Below are 20844 nucleotides of genomic sequence, written 5' to 3'. Positions count from 1 at the left end.
CAGAATATTGTTCTTTTATTTCACAACTGCCGAATTGTTTTGGCAACAGCGGCTTACTAATTGGGTAAATGATGGAAAAAACCATAATAACCTGTGACGACGGCTATCGGCTCACCGGGCATTTTTTCAGACCAGCAACAGACGTTCCTCGCGGTGCCGTTCTCATCGCCCCTGCCACCGGGTTTCGACATCAGGTCTATTTCAGTTTTGCTACCTGGCTGAGCGAGCAAGGCTTCGCCGTGCTGACGTTTTCCAATAGAGGCATTGGGGATTCTCGCAACGGTATTCCTCTAGCAGAGATCTCTAGCGACCTGGTCGACTGGGGTACGCTGGACCTGCCGGCAGCGCTAGAAAAACTCGTCGCTCTTGCACCAGGCCTGCCGGTAAGCCTTGTTGGCCATAGCGCCGGTGCGCAGTTGATCGGTTTAATGCCCAACTTCGCTCAAATAGACAGCTACGTTCTGATTGCAGCATCGTCAGGCCATTTCGATAACCTGAAACTGAAAACAAAGCTGGCCGCCAAACTACTGTTCCACGGTTGGCAACCGCTCTCCGTTGCAGTCAAAGGATACTGGCCGACCAAAATCATCGGTTTCGGTGAGGATCTTCCCGCCGGTGTCGCCAGGCAATGGCGACAGTGGTGCCGTTCGCCAGGGTACGTAGAAAACAGTTTTGGAGAGGAAATAAGGCAGCATCACTATGCGGATATAAAAGCCCCCGTTCTGTCGCTAACCGCAACAGATGACCACATTGCCGTGCCTGCAAACGTGGAAGACTTTCTGCGCCTGCTGCCCAACGCCCAGATAAAAAAACATTTTTTGGAACCAGGCAGTTTTGGCTTGAAAGAAATCGGCCACAGCGACCTGCTACGCAGCCGATGCAAAGCCTGCTGGCCGCATATTCTGGAAGGCTTGGAGTCCAACGGCTGAACCTGATACCTCCACTCCACCGCGTCAGCTTTGAATTTCAGGGCACAGGTTTGGCTACTCATGGCAGTCCCTCCTGTGCTCTTTTTGTAGACTAGTATACCGGGGCGAATCCAAATAAGATCTATAGCCCCATTGCTGGCGATCCAAGTGCTGAAGCAATGGGGCAACTTGATCGTTTGCCGGGTTCTTTAAGAGTGACTCTTCTTAGGAATGTCCGCAGTAACGGGGTAGAACCCTTGCTCTGCGAAAACGCTCGATGTCTTTTATAACTTCAGTAAACACATACCCCCTAACTGTCAGACTTTTACGAAGTGCTATTTTTAAGGGAAAAGGGGTTGTTTCGGGACTTAATGCTCCGTGCACTATTATTGTTCCTTCAGGGCTCATTGCTTCAGCAATTTCAGCTATCTGCGGCCCACCGACAGCATCAAATGCCATTTTTAAATTGTTTGCTCCCAAGATGCTTCTCAAGCTATCCAGTAGCGGTTCTTCTTGGGTTGCAATCACATGGGCCGCGCCAGCCTTGAGCACAGCAGCCTTTTTAGCTCCTGTTAGAGTTGTAGCGATAACGGTACCCCCCAGAGAATTCACAATTTGAATCGCAGCCAATCCAACACTGCTCGATGCGGCGGTTATCAGTACTGCATCGCCTTTTTGCACGTTAGCAATTTCGACCAAAGCGCCATAAGCTGTCAGGTACTGCATCCAAGCTGCTGCGCCTTCAGCAAAGGTTAGCCCTGCTGGTTTGAGTGACACATATTCACTTGGTACGACAATCTCTTCTGCGTAGCAGCCATTCTGAGAAAGCCCCATCTGAGGGACAATACAAACCTCTTCCCCAATGCGTAAATGATTCACCTCTTCCCCGACTTCAATGACTATCCCGGATGCTTCATAGCCGATTCGCGAAGGGAAGTCAGCCTTTTCTATATAGTGGCCTCGCCTAAACATGGCATCAGCACGATTGAGCCCAACAGCTTTGACCGCAATACGAACATCAGTGGCCTGCAAACTTGGACTCGCCAGTGAGTCAATAGTTAACACCTCGGGGCCACCTAATTCATGGAAACGAACAGTTCGAATTAGTTTTCTTGGGCTCATATGCATCCTCAACAATGTCTCTTTAAGCAATTACATCAATAACTACTTTACCCATGGACCCCAACTCTACGGCATTATGTGCATCCATTGCCGTGTCAAGGGAGAAGCGTAACGGATCGAGTATTGGCTTAATTTGTCCAGCTTCAACGAGAGCCGTAATTTGCCGCAGAATGTCACCATGATGTTTGCGCCCCTCTCCGCTGAGCTGTGGGTGTAACACAAAAATCGCTGACAATGTTGCAGAGCGCAATGACGACGGTACCAGGTTATGTGAGCCGAATGCAGCACAGCTTAAAATATGTCCATAATGTGCAATGATACCTAATGAGGCATCGAGTACAGAGCCACCGGCAGTGTCGTAAATGATATCGAATCCTTTGCCTTGGGTGTATGCGTCCACGTACTCCGCAGGGCTTGCAGTGTGATAATCAATTGGCGTGGCACCAAGCGCCTTGAGCAGTTGTTGTTTTCCAGTCGATGCAGTGGCATAAACGTCGGCACCTAAGGCCTTAGCAATTTGCACAGCTACATGCCCAACTCCGCCAGCTCCACCCTGGATAAGGATTTTCTGGCCCGCTTTAACATTCGCCTTGTCAACCAAACCTTCCCAAGCGGTAAGTGCAACCAGAGGTAAAGCCGCAGCTTCACGCATGGACAAATTTTTCGGTTTGAGAGCAAGTAACTCAGCATCTACGTTGGCATATTCAGCCAATGAGCCTTGCAACCCTCGCACTCCGCCAGTCAGACCATAAACTGCATCGCCTACTGCAAAGTCGGTGACGCCGTCGCCGATAGCAACAATTTCTCCAGCCAAATCGGTGCCAAGTACTGCGGGTAATTCCGGCATGGCATAAGGAGCTATACCTCGGCGGATCTTGTAATCAATAGGATTGACGCCACTCGCAAATATTTTTACTTGCACCTGACCTGCTGATGGAGAGGGTAAGTTAATCAGGGCATCCCGGAATACTGTACCTTCTTCATAGCTATCTAATATCAAAGCACGCACTTGTCCGTTTAACGCAGTCATCAATAACCTCACAATCTGAATATTCAGCGGGTGGTTAATTCACCCGCTGGTTAATAGGTCTTTTATTAAACGAATTAAAATTCTTGAACAGTTGGGCGCAGAACAATCTCGTTGATATCCACATCCGCAGGCTGCTCAATTGCGTATGCGATAGCACGAGCAACAGATTCAGATGGAATTTCATTTTGCTGATAAAAATCTTTTACAAAGGCTGCACCCTGAGCATCTGAACTTCCATGTTTTAATTCAGATTCGACTGCACCTGGTGAAATGATTGTTGAACGAATTTTACCCCCAACTTCATGGCGCAAGCCTTCGGCAATAGCGCGAACAGCGAATTTGGTTCCGCTATAAACCGTGCCGCCGGGACTGAATACTTTGATACCCGCTACGGACGAAATATTGATAAAGTGGCCGGATCCCTGTTCCTGAAAGATCGGAAGCGCTGCGGCTACTCCATACAGCAGACCTTTAACGTTGATGTCAATCATGCGATCCCATTCGTCAACTCGAGTCTCAGCTAACGGAGCAATAGCCATTAACCCTGCATTATTGATAACCACATCAACTTTACCGAAGCGCTCTTGTGCAAGATTTACAAGGGCCTTCACTTCGTCCTGGCGAGTCACATCTGTCGCTTGAACCGCAACTTTTCCGCCCGCTGTACGTATGTCAGCAGCAATAGCTTCAAGCTTGTCGATGCGTCGGGCACCTAAAACAACAGACGCGCCAAGACTGGCTAAATGTCTTGCCGTGGTCTCACCTAAACCGCTGCTACCACCAGTGATCACAACGACCTTACCGCTGATGTTGTTTGCTGAAACACTACTCATAGTTAATATCCTCAAATCAGTTGAATGAATGACTATGTCTAACTAACAAGCAAATTATCCCTCACCTTCAAAAACCAATAAATGGAAACGTTTTGATTTGACAATTCCATAATTTGGAATAATATTTGTGTATTCATACCAAACCTGAGTGTGACTGTGATGCTTAACAGATTGGAAATGCTCCGGATATTTTGTACTGCTGCAGAGTCTCGCAGCTTTAAAGAAGCGGCTAACCGTCTGGGAATTTCTCCTCAGGCAGTGACGCGAGCAGTGAAGGAGTTAGAGCGATTGCAAGGGGAGCTTTTATTTCATCGAAATACGCGACACATACAAGTGACCCTGGTTGGAGAAAAATTTGCTGTGATCGCAAAAGAACGCCTGCGCGCTGTAGATGAATTGTTTCAAACAAGTGCCCCTGACTCGGGTAATGAATTACAAGGGCGGGTTCGTATCGCAGCGCCTGTTGGTTTTGGTCATAAATGCTTGATGCCAGCATTAATGGAACTCTCAACAGTACACCCTCAACTGGATATAGACCTGACACTCAGTGACGAGCGCGTGGATGTAGTTGACGAAAAAATAGATATTGGGATTCGTATCGGCTTCATGAGGGATAGTCGATTTATTGCCCGCCAGCTCGCCAAAATTAATCTGTATGTCGCGGCTTCGCCTGACTTAATAGATAGAGTGGGAAGGCCTGCGTCTATTGAAGATCTAAACCACTTGCCGGTTACAGGGTTAGTAGATCGCAATACGGGAAAGCTTTGGCCATGGGTTTTTTCCATGGACAGACAGTGGATGCCATCCATAACACGTTTTCGAAGTGCCGACGCCGAAGCTGAATTAATGGGTGTACAAAATGGACTGGGGTTTGCTCAAATTCCTGACTTTTTGGCCCAAGACTTATTACGCCAAGAGAAACTTGTGAGAGTGTTAGAAGAGGCCGAGCCTGTGCCTTGGGATTTATTTATTTATCGCCCTCAACGTGGTCCAGTACCACAACGTGTTCGATTGGTTTTTGATCACTTGGTGACAAGATTTAGTGTCCGCTAATGGCACAAAAGTAATATTCATAAAGCGACGGGAGGAGCCTGTAACCCGAGGGTGATCATCGACCGGGGCTTGCAGCGTCTGAGGCATCCAAAGGGACCAAGGACACAAGTTACGCACCTAGATCTCAATACTCTCAGCTATCTCCAGAGCATCCTCGACCTCGACACCAAGGTACCGCACGGTGCTCGACATATTCGTGTGCCCCAACAGCAACTGAACGGCTCGAAGATTTTTGGTCTTCTTGTAAATCAATGTCGCTTTGCTACGTCTCATTGAATGGGTTGCGTAGACGGAAGGGTCAAGTCCAATGCTCGTAATCCACTTTTTGACAAGACGGGCGTATTGGTGAGTAGTGATATGGTCGAACTTTCGCATCCGGCTCGGCCACAAATAATCCATCCCTGAGAGTCCACGCAACTCGATCCATGCTTCGACCGATTCGCGCGTCTTTTTGGTTATCTCAAACTGAACAGGCTGACTGGTCTTCTGCTGGATGACTTGCGCCCGGTCCAGAACCTCACCGTTTCTGGAAATATCTCGAACCAATAGCTTTACCAGATCGCAGGATCGGAGTTTGCAGTCAATTGCCATGTTGAACATCGCCAGCTCGCGGATGTTCTTTGCTATCTCTAACCGAATACGGATAGCCCATATTTGTTCGAGTTTGAGCGGCAGCTTCTGGCCGACGAGCTTCCCTTTGTTCCAGGGAACTTTGCTGGTAGGAAACGTCATGACGTGGCCCTCTTCGGAGGGTAAGGGCCTTTAAGTATGGCTCAAAAGATTGTTCTCTGCTGGCCAACCTGGTCGCAAAGCGAACCCTCAACCTAACGGCGTAAGTATTAAACGCTGCGGATTGCCCTCATCAATCAAAAAGCACGCAGCCTGACATAGAGCCGGAAGACCGGATTATTAAATTCATATATCCCTTGGCCCTCTGGTATTCTTCGAAGAACTGGGCCATATTTGCTATCCAGTAATCTCGGTAGGTTTTGATCGAGATAATCGACGTTAAAATCCTCAGCATCTTGCCTTGCGTGCTTTAGGAAGATTCGGCCTACATCCTCGTGGAAGAGAGTTTTTTGCTCCGTCTGTTCCGCCAGTAAGTGAAGTAGCATTTGACGGTTTTCTGAGGTCCCGATGGCTCGCTGGTACGCGCTTTCAAGTGTAGGAAATGCAACCCCATTCTTAATATCTCCCAGCACAGCCTGATAGATCTCAGTATCGACCCTATTTGTTTTACTTTGCGAAGCTTTAGTCACGCATGATTTTCCAATCATCTGAACAAAATATGGATAGCCTTGGGACACATCAACAATGTCGCGCTTTACATCGAGGTCAAACTTTAGCTCTCCTTGGTAAAGCTCTTCAGCCTTATCTAGCACAGCCAATGCTTCCGGTTCTGGCATCGGTCTAACGTGAATTGCTCCCTGCTCTAATAGGCGTTCTACAGATGCGTGATCCTCTATTAGGTCTGTGAGATCTTGACCGATACCACAGATGGCGAATTTAACGTCCTTTGAACTTAATGACTTGATGAGCGAACCTAAGCCTTTTTTATTGGCCAAAACATCAAATTCATCTAGCAATATCAATAAACCATCTCTCTTCATCCTTTTTTTAACCTGGTGTTGGACAATCGAAGAGAGAAAATTCCGAAAGGTTTGAACAGTGTCGTCGGGGACAACTTTGGCATACTTGGTGGACTCAATCCCTTTTGCTCCCCAGTTTACAACCTTCAAGTCGGCACCTGCGGAAGCTTCCTTTGCCCGAGTGAACTCGATGACCTCTTTTCATTCTTTGCTGTTTCAAGCCCTTTTTTTGTACTTCTTTACAAATTCATCCAGCGTGTTTCCAGTGCGAGCTGCAACGCCAACAAGTCCCGGAGCACGAAAGGCGACAAGCGGGTAAGCGCACCAATTTTCTGCAGTCGATAACGAACGGTATTGGGATGAATGCTGAGTTGATCGGCACACCGCTGTATTTCGCCGTCACAATCAATGTAGCGCGACAGTGTCTTGAGATAGAGCTCTCCCTGCCGATGCGCCAATAGCGGTTCAATCATCGACTGCAATTCAGCTTGCTGCCAGTGTGGCGCGAGACTCTGCCAGAGTGCCGGGATGCGTAGCTCTTCGAAGCGGAGAACTTTTGCGCCCGGGTGTTGCCCGCGTCCTACTTCCAACGTCGCGACAGCAGACTGATAACCGGCCTCAAAATTCCTGGTGAACAATTTTCCTGTCGCCAGTATGACATCGTCTTCGCTGCGGGCATTCAGGGTAGCCAACAGGTTTTTGAGTTCCGACCGATTTGGCCCGGTTTCCACGAAAATCAGGAGCTGCCGTGGTGATAGGCGAACGGCAAGTGCTGCTCGGTGACGTTGCTCGAGATAAGGTGTCAACGGTACAAGCACCTGCTCTACCGCAACCTGGCTTGTTGCTTCGAGTATCAGTCCTATCCTCGGACTATCAGCTTCAATACCTAACTGCTCGAACCAGATTTCCGGCACGGTTTTACCTTCACATGCTGCCAGCAACACGTCTTCAATCTGTCGGCGCCGATGCTGTCCTGCTTCCAACAGAGCTGCCTGCTCGAGCATTAGCTCAGCGGTCATACGAACCAGGTCCGCATACTGGGAGACTGCATCAGGTGTACCGGAGATACCAACAACTGCCGCCAACTCCCCGCCAACAGTGACGGGCAGATTTACACCCGGGCGGGTTCCCGAGTACGCGCCGGAGCGAGAGTCATCGATGATCAATGGATGCCCACTGCTGGCAACAAGCTTCGCAGCTTCGTGGTGATCACCAACCCGTCGAGGCTCGCCGGACGCGATAATAATACCGTCCGGCGTCATCACGTTGACGGACCAACCAATCGCCTGCATTGTGCGATCGACAATTCGTTGCGCAGTTTGTTCGTCCAGAGTCAGCACGTGTTTTCGGGGCCCATGGCAGGTTCAGAGAAGCGTTCCGAAGGTATTGTGCCGCAGAGAAGCCTTCCGCTCCTAATAGTGAGCGGCCAAGGAGCGCACGCTACCGAAAATGGTGACTAAACGGTGACTCTTTTGTGATGAACGCCCTCGTCAGCTTTGACGACACTGGATAGGCACGTCCAACCCTTTCAGAGGAGTCCAACAATGAAACGTGTCATCCTTACACTAACGCTGGCGGCTGCACCCTTAATAGTGCAGGCGGCTGAATTCGACGTAGAAATTCACAACCCGACTCGGGGGCTCTACTACACACCCCTGCTCGTCACGGCTCACCCTTCAAACATGAAGCTTTTCGAAGCTGGCGAAGCGGCTTCCAGCGAATTACAGGCCATGGCAGAAGGCGGTGACATTATGCCGCTGGTTACCGCCCTGGACTCAACGGGCGCCACCACGGTAGCCAATCCCGCTGCGGGACTGTTAGCGCCGGGAGAAACCACGACGGCAATCGTCAATACTAACAACGCCACAGCCAACACCCAGCTTTCCATCGTGGCCATGCTGCTGCCCACCAACGATGGCTTTCTGGCCCTCAACAGCCTGACAGTGCCCACTCAACCTGGCACTTACACCTACAACCTGAACGCCTACGACGCCGGCACCGAAGCCAATGATGAGTTGCGTGGCAGCGGCGCTCCCGGACAGGCTGGAATGCCCGTACCACCGCCGCTTGATCCTGTTCTTGGAACTAACGGCACAGGGGCCGCCAGTAATGCGGAAGGCTACGTTCACATTCATCGCGGAAACCTGGGCGATACCGACACTACCGGCGGCAATAGTGACATTGTCAGTACGCTGCATCGGTGGTTAAACCCCGTGACCCGCGTCACCGTAACGGTGAAATAGCCCGGAGGTGCCCCATGGTTGTTCATAAACACATGCTTGTACTGGTGCCACTGGCGGTGTTGTTGGCAGGCTGCCATTCCGACAGCGACGACGACACACTGACCAGTTCCCGGTCCTGCTGCCAGTGGACTGGCCGAGGGTTTCAACGCCGATAGGGACGATGTTAGAAATGCTGTTTACATTCACCCCGGAGTCGTTACCCAGGACGATGGACTGAACACCTCCACACTGGGAGGCAGTCAGCGCTGGGATAACCCTATTGCGCGGGTGCAAATTGAGCGAGTGCAGTAGTCGATAGCCACCGGCACAATTGGTTGTGCCGGTGGCCCCCCTCCTACTGAGTAAGACCAAATACTCAGCGCGTTCCGACGAAATATCAGTTATTCGTAACTGAAGCGTGGTTTAGGCTCATCGATAACCAGACTCAACGCATCGTATATGGCATTTCGATGCCGCTGAGTATTTTCGTATGAGGAGCCCCACGTGAACCTCTTCGGTTTCCAGCACAGCATCATCAAGAACTGTGTAAACCTCGCCAAGTACCCGCTGACTCTGCCAGGTGACAGTGCCTGGAACGACACCATCGACGGTATACGTCAGGATTTGGCGAGGGAAGGTTGCGCCATTCTTCCATCCTTTATTTTGCCGGAAGCTCTGGCACGTCTTGAGGCTGAAAGTTCAGCAATGGCAATCAACGCGTACTACAGGACGGAGATGGTTAACGCCTACAACATCGATATCAATACGGCGCTCCCCCGTTGGCACCCAGGCAACCTGACCATGGAACGTGGCAACGCATTTGTTGCACGAGACCAGATTCCCTCAACGGCTATAATCCAGCAACTCTACACCAATCCACTGTTCCAGAGTTTCATCGCAGATTGCTTCCAGCTTAAACGCGTCCACGAGCTTGCTGACCCGTTTTCCGGGCTCGTACTCAACGTCATCGCTCCAGGCAAAGAGCATCCGTGGCACTTCGATACGAATGAATTTACTGTCAGCCTGCTTACCCAGTCGCCAGAGGCGGGTGGCCTATTTGAATATTGCCCGCACATTCGCACAGTTCAGGAAGAGCACTTGAGTGACGTCAACGCTGTTCTCCGGGGCTCACGTAGCGACCGTATTCGTAAGGCCAACCTGTTTCCCGGTGATCTGCAGCTCTTCATGGGGCGTTACTCCCTGCACCGCGTAAGCAGAGTCGAAGGTGCAACCACGCGACACTCCGCGATCTTTGCGTACAGCGAACGCAGCGGCGTTATTGGAAGCCCCGCACGAACCCTTCAGCTATTCGGACGACTGGCTCCAGTCCACTCGGCAAAAGCTGCTATAAGAAACGATCGTTTACTGGATTAGCTGTCAACAGGCTTGTGCTAACGGAGGCGCAATGAACGATACATCGCAACTGGACAATACCGGCAAAGTCTCACTGGAGCACATCTACACCGCGCCGGACCCCCGCGACTATTTCATAACGCTTCAGCGCCTTGGTTATTGCATCCCTCAACTGGCACTACCCCACTTTGCCCGCCTGATTGACACCTATCGCCGGGCTCGGCGAGTGTCGACGCCAACCATTGTCGACATTGGCAGCTCCTATGGAATCAATGCCGCGTTGATTCGCTACGGCACCAACATGAACAGGCTTTACAAACACTACGGCTGCCAGAGCGCCGGGGCTCTGTGCAGGGACGCATTGATCAAACGCGATAGAATGTGCCTAACGGCGCACTCGTCAAAAGATGACAGCCGATGGGTTGGTCTCGACCGCTCAGCCCCGGCATTAGCGTACGCGATCGACGCTGGACTGTTAGACGATGCGATAAACGCGGACTTTGAGCATGACCAACCCTCGGCAGAGCAGCTTGCGCAACTTGAGAACACGGACATCGTTCTATCGACCGGTTGTGTGGGTTATGTGACGGAAAAAACCATCACACGAATCATCGATGCCTCCGGGGACAAGCGCCCCTGGATGGCACATTTTGTCCTGAGAATGTTCTCTTTCAAAGCGGTTGCTGACGCGTTGGCTGTACGGGGCTACGAAACCAGAAAAGTGGCCGGCGTCTTCAGGCAGCGCCGATTCGCTGTCCCACAGGAACAGGCGCGGGTGTTTGCCGCACTGGCGGATGCGGGCGTTGATTACCGGGGCGTTGAGGATGACGGCTGGCTCTATGCAGAACTGTATATCTCAACGCCAGCCAACGAAAGCCGATCCATGCCGACACAAGAGAATAGCAATGCAGAAGCCTGACAAAACAGCCAACATACCAGAGACTTTTTCCAAAGAGGCAGACCTGCCCCGAGTTAAACTTCCTGGACTGCGTCAAAGTGCTGAGCAATTTCTCGACTGGTGTCGCCCCTTGATCACCGCCGCAGAATATCAGGAAACCGTTACATCCGTGGCAGATTTCCTGAAGCCTGACAGTCCCTCACACACACTGTACGCGGCACTTGAGGCGTTCGATCAACGTAGCGACGTATACAGCTGGCTCGACAAGTTCTGGCAATACCGATATTTGGGACGGCGTGACCGAATCGCCCTCAACGCCAATTTCTTCTTCCTTTTCAAGGAAACCGGAGAGCCTTTTGTACATCGGGCGGCAACGCTGGTTGATCGTGCGGTAGCCTATAAACAAGCGCTTGATTCCGGTCAGGTTCCGGTACACATGCAGCGGGGAGCCCCCCTATCCATGCGCCAGCACCAGTTCCTGTTTTCAACCACACGTATCCCCGGGGACCCGCTTGATACCGTACGCGCGCCATACACACCTGAGTGGCCGGGGCCGTCCAGTGCGCGGCATATCCTGGTGTTCCGTTGCGGGCGAATGTTTCGCATGGATGTGCTGGACGTCGACGGTCAACGAATACCACAGCGTATGATTCAGTCCGCAATCGAGATTATTCTGGCGGCTTCAGAGACACATGCAGCTGTGGACATGTCGGTTGGTCATCTGACGACCAAAGCCCGTGCCGAATGGGCAGAAAGTCGGCAACACCTGCTGAGCATTTCCCCGATCAACGGCGAGTCTCTGGACAGTATTGAACGTGCCTTGTTCTGTCTGTGCCTGGACGACGTTCAGCCCCAAACTACTCTTGAAGCGTGCGACCAGTTGCTCAGAGGTAACGGCGGTAATCGCTGGTTCGACAAATCGCTATCCCTGGTGGTCATGGAGGACGGTAACGCCGGCATCAACATCGAACACTGTGAACTGGATGGCACGACCGTACTAAGCTTGGTAAACAGTCTAATGGAGACTCCTACAAACCCATCGAACTCATTAGGGCAGGACAACGGCAGTTCCGCTACGCTGATATCACCCGTTGAGTTCGTCCTGAATGACGCAGTGAGAAAAGATATTCGGGAAGCTGCTACAGAATTCTCACATTATGCAGCTAGCATGACTTCTACCGCGGTTTCACTGGACACTTTTGGAGCCAATCGAGCAAAACAGCTTAACGTCTCTCCGGATGCTTTGGTGCAATTGGCTTTCCAACTCGCCCATTACCGTGCGAAAGGTTTTATCGGGCCCACTTACGAGTCAATCGCCACCCGTCAGTACCGTCATGGGCGGACCGAGGCCATGCGCGTCGTCACTCCTGAAATACTTCAGTTTGTCACGGCTATGGAAAGCCGCGACACCAGTGATAAAGAGTGTTGCAGCGCACTAATGGCAGCAGCAAAAGCGCATGTCGCAAGAGCAAAATCCTGCCAGATGGGTGACGCACCGGAACAGCTTTTATGGGAACTACAACTCATACAACGGCGCGATGGCAAGCGTCTCGGCGCGCACAGACCACTGGCACTTTATGACTCTCCGGGCTGGCTCACAATGAGAACAGACGCCCTGAGTACCAGCTCGGCACCTTCAGAACACATTCAACATTTTGGGTTTGGCTCAACCAGTGAAACCTGCATTGGGGTGGGATATGTATTACTGCCCGGCAGCCTCAGAATCTACTTGAGCACAGCGAATACTGTTGCCAGCGAAATGGACGCTTTTGCCGAAGCGATTCCCGAGGCACTTAACGAACTCTGCAACCTGCTGCAACCATAGGCTTATTTTTCCTGGATGGTAAACCCTGCAAGGATGAGGTTTTTAATACCCTTAGCTTTGAGCTGTTCATCCAGATCGGTTTGCACAAACGAATTTGGAAAGTTTTTGGTCATAACCGGCTCGCCGCCTTTCGGCGCAACCGCGTCAGCAATTGAATGGATCTGAGCAAAATCCTCATAACTGTGGTGCAAGGACGTAGTTCCGGATTCCCATTTCCATAATCTCCGAGGCATTTCGCAAGTGCAGAAAAACGTGTTCGCCCTTTAATTCGGCACCAACTGTTGAATCAATGTTCCAGCTATTCAGGAGGTAACCTACTTCTGCTTTTCTAACTTGCTTTTGAAAAACACCGTCTTTCATACGGTATTCAGTTTCAATCGCACGTCTACCAGAAGCAGATAGCCTAGGATGAGGCTCAACAATAACGGTGACTTCCTCATTCCAATCAACATCCTCTGACGAAACCTCGTTCGATTTGACGGCTTCGCGTCCCAGAATCTTTGCCTCTAAGATCCGATTAACAACAAAATCACCGAATTGTTGCCTTTTTCGATCGTACGCTCGCACATGCCATCGCAATCCATCATTAATGATACTGTGCGGGCATATCACTCTGGTGGATTCCCCGCTTCCCATCGACACGTATTGCATTTCAATTGGTTTTGATAAAGAAATCGCGCGCGACAAAGTTGCGGTTAGGTTTAGGTCTGGATTTTCGAGAGCTATCAGGTGCGCACATCGAAATTCTTCTCCACCCACCATCACGTCACCGAACCCGCTCGTTAGCGTGGAGAGACATTTGTCAGCAGACAGCGGAAGTAAACACCTAAATTGATTGGTCGCCACATAATGCTTTTGCCTGGGGTCGTACACGATGTTCTCAGGAGCCTCCTCGATATAGGCGCCAATATCGCGGGTTGCGGCCGCAGAGCTGACATCGAATCGCATCATGATGTCTTTGCGCGAAACCTTGCCGGTGAAGTAAGCCAAAAACTCAATGTGCGCCAGTCTTTCCCGTTGTTGGCCAGATACCTCTTCAAAAAGCACGTTGTTCATGTCTCCTCCTCCATCGCATGCCAACCCGGGATCTTGTCCTTTGAATCTACTATAGGCACCTCACACCAGGGGTTCAACTCATTTCGACTACTGTCATCACAGTGATTGACATAATCATAATGATGCGTATTATGGATTTGACACTAAAAAGCCCGAGCGGTGTAACACCGGCCGGGCTCGTTAGTGGACCTGAACCGCCAATAGGCAGTAGGTACCAGCTTTGGTCAGCCAGGATTCTACTGTCGCTTGGCATACATGTAAACGATTCGTTCGAAAGGAGAACGGTCATGGCAGTGAATCGTCCTTATGGTGACAACAAGCGTATCGGTGCAGTCCGCAAGCGATCCCAAACGCAAATGAGCAACGGGAAATGGGTCAAACGCGACGCAGAAACGGGCCGTTTTATGGACGTGAAGTCCGACAAGCAACCCTTTAAAGGCGTTCGCAAGGAGGCTCGCTAAAATGGCAGCACGATACGAAATCTTCATCGGCAGTAACTCGCAACATTACTTTCGCCTGAAGGCTGGTAATGGCGAAATCATTTTGCAAAGTGAAGGCTATCAGAGCAAAGGTGGGGCCCAGAACGGCGTCGATTCAGTCCGGCAACACAGTCCTCATGACCGGTACTACGATCGACAAACGTCGAATGCTGGTCAGCCTTACTTCAACCTTTACGCGTCAAACGGGAAAATCATTGGCACGAGCCAGATGTATTCCTCGACGTACGCGAGGGATAACGGGATTGCCTCGGTCAAAGCAAACGGGCCCAGTGCTCCGTTGGTGGATCTGACTTAGGTATACAAAAAGCCGCGAGTAGTACCCAATACCGCCTTTTCAAAAAGGCGGTATTGACTCCCCTCTCCTCAAACTCCGTCAATGAAAATCCACCCCTTCCAAAAAATGCTCCTGATCAAAGGTCAGCACGTTGGTATAGATCTCCGTCGATTCGATACTGCGATGCCCCAGCAACTGGCTGACGTACTTAAGCGGCCGGCCGTAAAGCAGCAGGTGAATGGCAAACGAATGGCGGAAGGTGTGACTGCTGATGGCGAAGGGGGCACCGCCGACCTGCTCCACCAGGCGGTGGATGTGGCGGTTCACGGTCTGGCGGGTAATCGGGAACAGGCGCTCGTACTGCCGGAAATGCCCGCTCCAGAGGTAACTTAGCACCCGGTCTTCCAGTAACGCATCGGCGATCGGCACGTAGCGCTTGGGCGAGCGCTGCAGGCTGCGTTTGGACGGGCGCCCGGTGCCCTGCTTGAGGGTCCGCAGAATCACGCCGAAGTCGTAGCCGTCGTCGACGAAATGGGCCGGCGTCAACGCCAGCACTTCCGAGATGCGGGCGCCGGTCGTCCACATCAGGTCGAGGATCAGCCGGTACATGGCGTGCTTCTCGGCGCTCAGCAACCCAACGACCTCCGGTTTGAGCAGGTAAACCGGCATCGCATCCACCGTCTCCAGCAACAGCGGCCGCTTGGTCACCAGCCGCTCCCAGTTGATCTCCACTCGCTCGATGGGATACGCCACCTCTGGCGGCGCCTGCGGCGCAAACAGGCGCCGGGCCCGCTCAGGGCGGCGAAATGCGGCGGTGGTGGGACGCGGTCGTTCCATTTCCCGGCCTTGTTTGGTGCAGGTTGGTGGGTGGGCGCCAGCATGCGCCGGGTAGCACCCCGTCAGTATGCGCCGCGGCTGGGCGGGGCGCCAGGGTTCCAAACTAGGAGCAAACGTAAAACATTGGTCTCTTTTTATCCGGAGGCCGGGCGCATAAACTAAGGATAAGGCAAGGAGGCTTGCCATGCGCTCAGTTAAACGAACACCGCCGAAAGTGTCGGTCGCCACATTGGAACCTCGGCAGCAGCCGACCCGGCGATCGTTCCGAATTGCCGTAAATTTGTATGTCCAATGGATGCTCAAGCACCCCCACCGAAGCGAATTTCATTCCCGCGCGGAATACCTTTACGCCGGACTGCTTGAGGGTACGCCGGCGGTTACTGCCTTCGTGCCCCAGCCCTTTCGTCTGCGTATCGGCCGACGTTCCTACACACCAGATTTTTACGTGGTTCACCATGGCCAACCTCGTGTCGTTGAACTCAAGCCGGCGGACGAGGTGGATCGCTCATTGGTGGAACCGGCAGAAGCCTTCCTGGCCGCCAACGGCATTGATTTTGAAGTCGTAGATAACTCAAGTGTCTTTGCTCGTGTGATGGAGGCCGAGAACTGGCTCGAGATTGTGCGGGTTCTACACGCATGCCGCCATGTGCCAACGGAGTCACTGGAGCCGCAGCTCCTCGACGAATTCCGGGGGCAGCCGTTCCTGCAGTTGGATGACGTCATCGACCCCGGTGACCGTGACGCGTCGATGGATCGGGAAATTGCTTTGTTTCGATTGCTCCACCGAGGCCAACTGCAGGCGGATTTCGCCGACAAGCCTTTGGATTTCACAACACAGGTATGGCTCCCGTGAGGTGGCTTGATCGACTGGCTCAGGAACCTACTCTATGGACGTTCAGCGAGTGGCCGGTGATTGAGGCCACCACCTTGCCCTCTCAGCGGCGGGGCCCCTATCTCCGGAATCGTCGCATCGTAGCCAAGGTGCTGGACGGTACTACCCTGACCCAGGTGGCGGAGGAAGAAGGGCTGACCGTCGGGCGCATCAGTCAGCTCCTGGACCGTTGCTTGGGTGGGGATCCGGACAGGCCAGCAGCTCTCACCGATGCACTTATCCCGTTCAAGTCGGTGAAGCCGCGGCAGCGACATATGCCGCTACCTTGCCTCCATTCGCCAGGGGGGTATGTCGGCAGCTTCTCCGCATTGCTGGCATTAGCTCCACAGGTTCAGAAGACCCTGGATGGGGCCATTGAAGCCTACCTCAAACGCAAGCGCCAATCAGAACGTCTAACCGCAGCCGGCTTGCACCAACAATTTTTGCGCCGTCTGGCCGAACTGGATTGGCCGGTCGATCGGTACCCCTACACCACGCAGTCTCGTGGGCGCGAGGCCGTCCGCCGGTATTTCCACCGCCGCCGCGCAGAGCTCGCTCAGGCGCTGACCCAACGCCAGATCAGCCGTTATGAGGTAGGCATCATCTCCCCGCTTTCTAATCGGGCCCTGTCTTATATTCAAATTGATGAACACCCGATAGACCTCCACAACCGGTTGGCGATCGAATTCAATGGCGAATTGATCAATCTTCGCATAGCCCGCTGCACGCTTCTCTTGGCCATCGACGTGGCAACCCAATGTATCTTGGGGTTTCTCATAGTGCCCACGGGAGCGCCCAACCAACAAGATGTACTCGCGCTTCTCGAGCGCTGCCTGACATCCCAAGAACCGCCGGCGATAACAACTCCACAGTTTGAAGCGCCTACTGAACCTGTGTTTCCCACCGAACTACGACCGGTTCCGCCTCTCAGTTTAGGAGTGGTTTTGCTGGACAATGCCTGGATACACCACAGCAATGCCGTGATCGACTTCCTTGGCTGTACTTTGGGCGCCACCCTAAATTATGGATTCCCCGCCCTGCCCTTGGGCCGCGCACTCGTCGAACATGTCTTCGATTACTTGGAGCGGCACCTGGGACACCGATTCGACTCGACAACCGGCTCGTCTGTGGTCGATCCGATCAGGGAATCCGAGCGGAATGCCAAGCAGGCGCCTGCCCTGAGTTTTCAAAGCTTGGAAGAGGCGACATATTTGATGATCGGCGAATTCAATCTTACTCCCCGCCCGCATATGGCAGGAGCGGCGCCGTTTAGTCTGTTTAGGCATCACACTACCAACCACTGGCTGCGGCATCTCACTCGGGCGTCCGATCCGGCGCCGCAGCCCTTGCGTTATCGATGTACGGTTCAGGTTCACCGGCCTCCTTACGGACAAGGTCACCCCTACGTTCAGTGTATGTACTGTCGATACCGGGGCGATTGGCTGACCCAACTGCCGCTCGACGAAAAAAAAATCTTAATTGAGTTTGATCGCCGCGACATCCGCTGGCTCCGGGCAAGAAGGCTCAGTGGTCAGTCGCTGGGCACCCTCCGGGCCCCGCGCACGTGGCTGCGTTTCGCCCACTCGCTGGCCACCAGGCAGCTGCTCTTCCGAAACAAGCGCACACAGCGGTCGGATCACCAAGATCCGTTGACGGGATGGTTTCTGGACCAACTTGAGCACCGTGATCAACCGCAGGCGGCGTCACAGATGCTCCGTATCTATCTTGAATACACAGCGTCCGGGAAGGCGGACCTCCAACTGGGCCAAACCAGCGACAAGGAGACAATCGGCGGCGTTGAATCAGCCTCCCATCAAAGTAACGCCAGCGGTGAACGGGTATCTGACTCAGGGTTCACTTGGTCGCCACTGGCGGCGCTTTTTCCCCCTCGAGGAGCAGAATGACAGCATTAACGGATACCCTATTTAGTCACCCGGTGCTGCATCCCTGGCAGTTGGTGCTGGACACGCCTGCGATGGCCCAACTCCGCGGCGAGATCACCCAATGGTTGTGGACTGGTCTGCCGGGCGCAATCATTGCCGGACCTGCAAGGGTGGGCAAAACAACCGCTTTAGATGCGGTGTGTGATGATCTCGTCGACCGCAGCGGACGACACATTGCAGTGTTTAGAGTAAGCATGCCGATGCGAGACCAGTTTACCGTGGTTTCGGTGTTCCGGCAGCTTTGCACTGGAGCCGGCCTGGAATTCACTCAGCGCCACACCGCAGATCAGCTGGCTGACCGCTACATTCACTGCATCGCAGACGCCATGGCCGAAACCGGCATCGCCCAGGCCGTACTGATGGTCGATGAATGCCAGCGTCTGACTCCCAAGCAATTTAATGCTTTCGCTGAACTTTACGACCGTTTGCGGGCGCTGGAAAGAGCCCTTCTCGTTGTCTTCGTCGGTAACGACGCAGAGACTTGGAGTCTGATTGATGGAATGGATCCGCACTACTACGCGCATCTGCACGGTCGCTTTTTTCGCGTACGACGGGAATTCCGCGGCATCAGTTCCGCCCAGGAAGTTGGCGATTGCTTGCGCCAATACGACACGCGGCGTCATCCGCCGGAATCTGGCCGGACATTCGTTGCCGAATTTCTTCCGGAGGCCGTGGCCGCCGGATTTCGACTGGCGTCGGCCAGCAGTTTACTGTGGAGAGTGTTTCGAGATTATCAGAAGGCCTACAAGCTCGATGCGTGGGGCATGCAGTCGTTCGCAATAACGACCAACACGCTGCTGACGGATTTCCTGCCACGCTATGGAGTCGACGCTCTGGATGAGCAAATGGTCGAGGAGGCCTTGCGGATGTCCGGTTTAATTCCCTCTCTGGTTCATACCATACAGTGAGCGTTGCGGCGGGCCCCCATAATGGAACACGGTGTCAACACTGGCCGCTGGATGGAGAGGCCTCATCAAAGCATTTACGCCACAGCGCGCCAGCGTTTAATCGCAAATCCCGGCATGTCGGCTATCAAGTTGCGGCGGGTACTCGGCCGCGCGTTTCCAACGCCGTCCGAGGTGACACACGGCCTCGTAGCACAATGCCCGTGCTGCGCGTGGCACCTCTATCACTCCCCACTGTTTAATTTACCGTGGTTGCAGCGATGCCCGTTGCATCAGGAGCCCCTGCTGACCCGTTGCCCCCAGTGCGGTCAACCATGGCCAGACCTGCTTCAGCTGCGGCAGCGCGCCTGTAGCTTGTGCGGATTACCTACGGTGGCTGAGCTCCCGGGACGCCTCGTGCCGACCGATCAGTTCAAGCCGCTAGTCCGGCTCAGCGCCTTCGTTGAGAAGAATCACTCGGCCATGGCTTCGGCGAAATCGTGGGCTTGGATGGATGAACTCGATGCCTTGTACTGGGCGAATCTAGAGCGACATCCCTGCTGGACGCCCTTGACTGTGGGTTCTCAATGGTTTCCGACGTTCCAGCAGTCCTGGCACCCCGAATTCTCTGCAGCCGAGCTGCGCGCTCTCGGGGTGAGTCTGATGAACCGGTCGATTATTTACACAGACACCCCGCTTCGCCCTTGGACACCACCAAGCATTTCGTATCGAACCTGGTGGCGACACAGTGGAAGGGTCGAACGAATGATTCGTCCGGCATACTCAGCGCGATTGCGAAGCGTTGCCTACTGTGCCCGACAGATTACGGGCTGGGTGGAGCGTCATGCACCAGTCGGTCACACGCTAACGCTTGCCGATTTCACGTGTGAGTCTTTTCCAACCATCCTCAAACAAAGTTCGGCACCCTGCCCCTTTTGCTTAGCGTTCGCACTTTGGTGGCTGGTTGTTACGCAGCGTTACCGGTCGCCGCAAAATGCCTTAACTTCTGGCCATATTTACTTCACCCAGACATTAGGTTACGCCGGATGGCCTGCCCTGCTTGAGAGAGCCGTTCTCACTCTCGATGGTGAGGGTGCCGACTTCTCCGCGAATCAGTTCCGGCCCAGCCTCGGCTTTCGACGATGGTTTTATGAACGCAGCCTTCTGCAAATTTTCAAAGAGCTGTTTGACCTGTCCTGCTTCTTGCTCGATCGTTACGTCAAGTGTCGCTATCAGAACCCTCCGGACCTGTACAGCGCAGCCAACCGCTGGCAACCCGCTCCGGCTGACTCTGCGATGATGGCCCTAAGCGTCGACAACGATAGGCTGCGCGTGTGGTGTACTGCAGAGAACCCACTGGACAACATCAACATCACTTTACCGCCCGGCCTGGTGTACACACACAACAATCAATGGGCCGGCCGGTCGTTGGTTTGCCGTCTGAAATGGCGATCGCATTGTAATCGCCTTTGGCAGCCATGCGTGTTCAACCCACTTTTCCCATCACTGGTATATGAACTCGAGGAACTCGCAGGCCTCGGAAACCCCTGGTATCGCGGGCGTTGGGCCCGATGGGAAGAGTAAAACTTCGTGTAACGGATGCCTTCGCTTGATTTGCGCCAGTACTGTAATGTAAGCGGGCTGTA

The 20844-nt window shown here is 53.1% G+C and carries 21 protein-coding genes; 12 read left to right on the top strand and 9 right to left on the bottom strand.

All coding sequences use genetic code 11. The annotated features are described in order from the left end of the window. Nucleotides 1–68: 68 nt before the first annotated feature. A complete protein-coding gene (locus EB809_RS09375) occupies nucleotides 69–929 on the top strand; it encodes an alpha/beta fold hydrolase (protein WP_223807898.1) in 861 nt (286 codons plus the stop codon). Between the two features lie 204 nt (nucleotides 930–1133). Here EB809_RS09375 and EB809_RS09370 read toward each other — a convergent pair whose 3' ends face one another. The 3 genes from EB809_RS09370 to EB809_RS09360 form a co-directional block, all read right to left on the bottom strand. Continuing rightward, entirely contained in the window at nucleotides 1134–2030 is an 897-nt protein-coding gene (locus tag EB809_RS09370; protein ID WP_223807897.1) for a zinc-dependent alcohol dehydrogenase family protein, read from the bottom strand. 22 nt (nucleotides 2031–2052) lie between these two features. Continuing rightward, nucleotides 2053–3060, bottom strand: a complete 1008-nt coding sequence (locus tag EB809_RS09365) for a zinc-dependent alcohol dehydrogenase family protein (protein ID WP_123634550.1) — start codon at nucleotides 3058–3060, stop codon at nucleotides 2053–2055. Between the two features lie 74 nt (nucleotides 3061–3134). Beyond that, nucleotides 3135–3893 (bottom strand): SDR family oxidoreductase, encoded by a 759-nt coding sequence (locus tag EB809_RS09360; protein ID WP_034734193.1) that lies wholly within the window; start codon nucleotides 3891–3893, stop codon nucleotides 3135–3137. Nucleotides 3894–4052: 159 nt separating this feature from the next. On the opposite strand from EB809_RS09360, the gene EB809_RS09355 reads away from it, so the two are divergent. After that, the gene (locus EB809_RS09355; RefSeq protein WP_123634598.1) at nucleotides 4053–4946 is read left to right on the top strand and encodes a LysR family transcriptional regulator; all 894 of its coding nucleotides are present in this window, start codon (nucleotides 4053–4055) and stop codon (nucleotides 4944–4946) included. A 117-nt stretch (nucleotides 4947–5063) separates the two neighbouring features. Here the strand turns inward: EB809_RS09355 and EB809_RS09350 are convergent, their stop codons facing one another. The 3 genes from EB809_RS09350 to EB809_RS09340 all read right to left on the bottom strand — a co-directional run bounded on the left by EB809_RS09350 (nucleotide 5064) and on the right by EB809_RS09340 (nucleotide 7875). Further along, a complete protein-coding gene (locus EB809_RS09350; RefSeq protein WP_011786646.1) occupies nucleotides 5064–5678 on the bottom strand; it encodes a tyrosine-type recombinase/integrase in 615 nt (204 codons plus the stop codon). A 134-nt stretch (nucleotides 5679–5812) separates the two neighbouring features. Further along, a complete protein-coding gene (locus EB809_RS09345) occupies nucleotides 5813–6685 on the bottom strand; it encodes a hypothetical protein (RefSeq protein WP_123634549.1) in 873 nt (290 codons plus the stop codon). Nucleotides 6686–6774: 89 nt separating this feature from the next. Then, nucleotides 6775–7875 (bottom strand): CdaR family transcriptional regulator, encoded by a 1101-nt coding sequence (locus EB809_RS09340; RefSeq protein ID WP_123634548.1) that lies wholly within the window; start codon nucleotides 7873–7875, stop codon nucleotides 6775–6777. 204 nt (nucleotides 7876–8079) lie between these two features. On the opposite strand from EB809_RS09340, the gene EB809_RS09335 reads away from it, so the two are divergent. From EB809_RS09335 to EB809_RS09320, 4 genes are all read left to right on the top strand, one after another. Continuing rightward, nucleotides 8080–8778, top strand: a complete 699-nt coding sequence (locus EB809_RS09335) for a spondin domain-containing protein (protein WP_123634547.1) — start codon at nucleotides 8080–8082, stop codon at nucleotides 8776–8778. Between the two features lie 483 nt (nucleotides 8779–9261). Further along, on the top strand, nucleotides 9262–10131 hold the full coding sequence (locus EB809_RS09330; RefSeq protein ID WP_223807896.1) for a hypothetical protein: 870 nt from the start codon (nucleotides 9262–9264) through the stop codon (nucleotides 10129–10131). Nucleotides 10132–10162: 31 nt separating this feature from the next. After that, nucleotides 10163–11029, top strand: coding sequence for a class I SAM-dependent methyltransferase (locus tag EB809_RS09325; RefSeq protein WP_123634546.1), 867 nt, complete (start codon nucleotides 10163–10165; stop codon nucleotides 11027–11029). Continuing rightward, on the top strand, nucleotides 11016–12833 hold the full coding sequence (locus tag EB809_RS09320) for a choline/carnitine O-acyltransferase (protein ID WP_123634545.1): 1818 nt from the start codon (nucleotides 11016–11018) through the stop codon (nucleotides 12831–12833). Before EB809_RS09325 ends, EB809_RS09320 begins: the two co-directional genes overlap by 14 nt. 2 nt (nucleotides 12834–12835) lie before the next feature. Here EB809_RS09320 and EB809_RS09315 read toward each other — a convergent pair whose 3' ends face one another. Both EB809_RS09315 and EB809_RS09310 read right to left on the bottom strand, forming a co-directional pair. Next, nucleotides 12836–13024 carry an isochorismatase family protein gene (locus tag EB809_RS09315; RefSeq protein ID WP_223807895.1) on the bottom strand — a complete coding sequence of 63 codons (189 nt, stop codon included), beginning with the start codon at nucleotides 13022–13024 and terminating at the stop codon, nucleotides 12836–12838. After that, the gene (locus EB809_RS09310) at nucleotides 13008–13889 is read right to left on the bottom strand and encodes a WYL domain-containing protein (RefSeq protein WP_123634543.1); all 882 of its coding nucleotides are present in this window, start codon (nucleotides 13887–13889) and stop codon (nucleotides 13008–13010) included. Before EB809_RS09310 ends, EB809_RS09315 begins: the two co-directional genes overlap by 17 nt. A gap of 287 nt (nucleotides 13890–14176) precedes the next feature. Here EB809_RS09310 and EB809_RS20935 point away from each other — a divergent pair, with 287 nt between their 5' ends. Together EB809_RS20935 and EB809_RS09305 are read left to right on the top strand one after the other, a co-directional pair. Next, a complete protein-coding gene (locus EB809_RS20935) occupies nucleotides 14177–14350 on the top strand; it encodes a hypothetical protein (RefSeq protein WP_190294861.1) in 174 nt (57 codons plus the stop codon). Nucleotide 14351: 1 nt separating this feature from the next. After that, nucleotides 14352–14684, top strand: a complete 333-nt coding sequence (locus EB809_RS09305) for a YegP family protein (protein WP_123634542.1) — start codon at nucleotides 14352–14354, stop codon at nucleotides 14682–14684. Between the two features lie 78 nt (nucleotides 14685–14762). On the opposite strand, the gene EB809_RS09300 is transcribed toward EB809_RS09305, so the two are convergent. Further along, nucleotides 14763–15500, bottom strand: coding sequence for a tyrosine-type recombinase/integrase (locus EB809_RS09300; protein ID WP_123634541.1), 738 nt, complete (start codon nucleotides 15498–15500; stop codon nucleotides 14763–14765). Between the two features lie 184 nt (nucleotides 15501–15684). Between EB809_RS09300 and EB809_RS09295 the strand changes: the two genes are divergently transcribed. From EB809_RS09295 to EB809_RS09280, 4 genes are all read left to right on the top strand, one after another. Further along, on the top strand, nucleotides 15685–16353 hold the full coding sequence (locus EB809_RS09295; RefSeq protein ID WP_123634540.1) for a TnsA endonuclease N-terminal domain-containing protein: 669 nt from the start codon (nucleotides 15685–15687) through the stop codon (nucleotides 16351–16353). Between the two features lie 128 nt (nucleotides 16354–16481). After that, the gene (locus EB809_RS09290) at nucleotides 16482–18275 is read left to right on the top strand and encodes a hypothetical protein (protein WP_123634539.1); all 1794 of its coding nucleotides are present in this window, start codon (nucleotides 16482–16484) and stop codon (nucleotides 18273–18275) included. Further along, the gene (locus EB809_RS09285; protein ID WP_123634538.1) at nucleotides 18272–19222 is read left to right on the top strand and encodes an ATP-binding protein; all 951 of its coding nucleotides are present in this window, start codon (nucleotides 18272–18274) and stop codon (nucleotides 19220–19222) included. Before EB809_RS09290 ends, EB809_RS09285 begins: the two co-directional genes overlap by 4 nt. Before the next feature lie 393 nt (nucleotides 19223–19615). Continuing rightward, nucleotides 19616–20782: a hypothetical protein gene (locus EB809_RS09280; protein ID WP_123634537.1), complete on the top strand. Its 1167-nt coding sequence runs from the start codon at nucleotides 19616–19618 to the stop codon at nucleotides 20780–20782. Nucleotides 20783–20844 lie beyond the last annotated feature (62 nt).

It is taken from the genome of Marinobacter sp. R17 (assembly GCF_003789045.1).
In the GTDB taxonomy this organism is placed as follows: Bacteria; Pseudomonadota; Gammaproteobacteria; order Pseudomonadales; family Oleiphilaceae; genus Marinobacter_A; species Marinobacter_A mangrovi.
The sequence above is the reverse complement of the archived record's forward strand: the minus strand, read 5'-3'. Positions and strand labels throughout refer to the sequence as shown.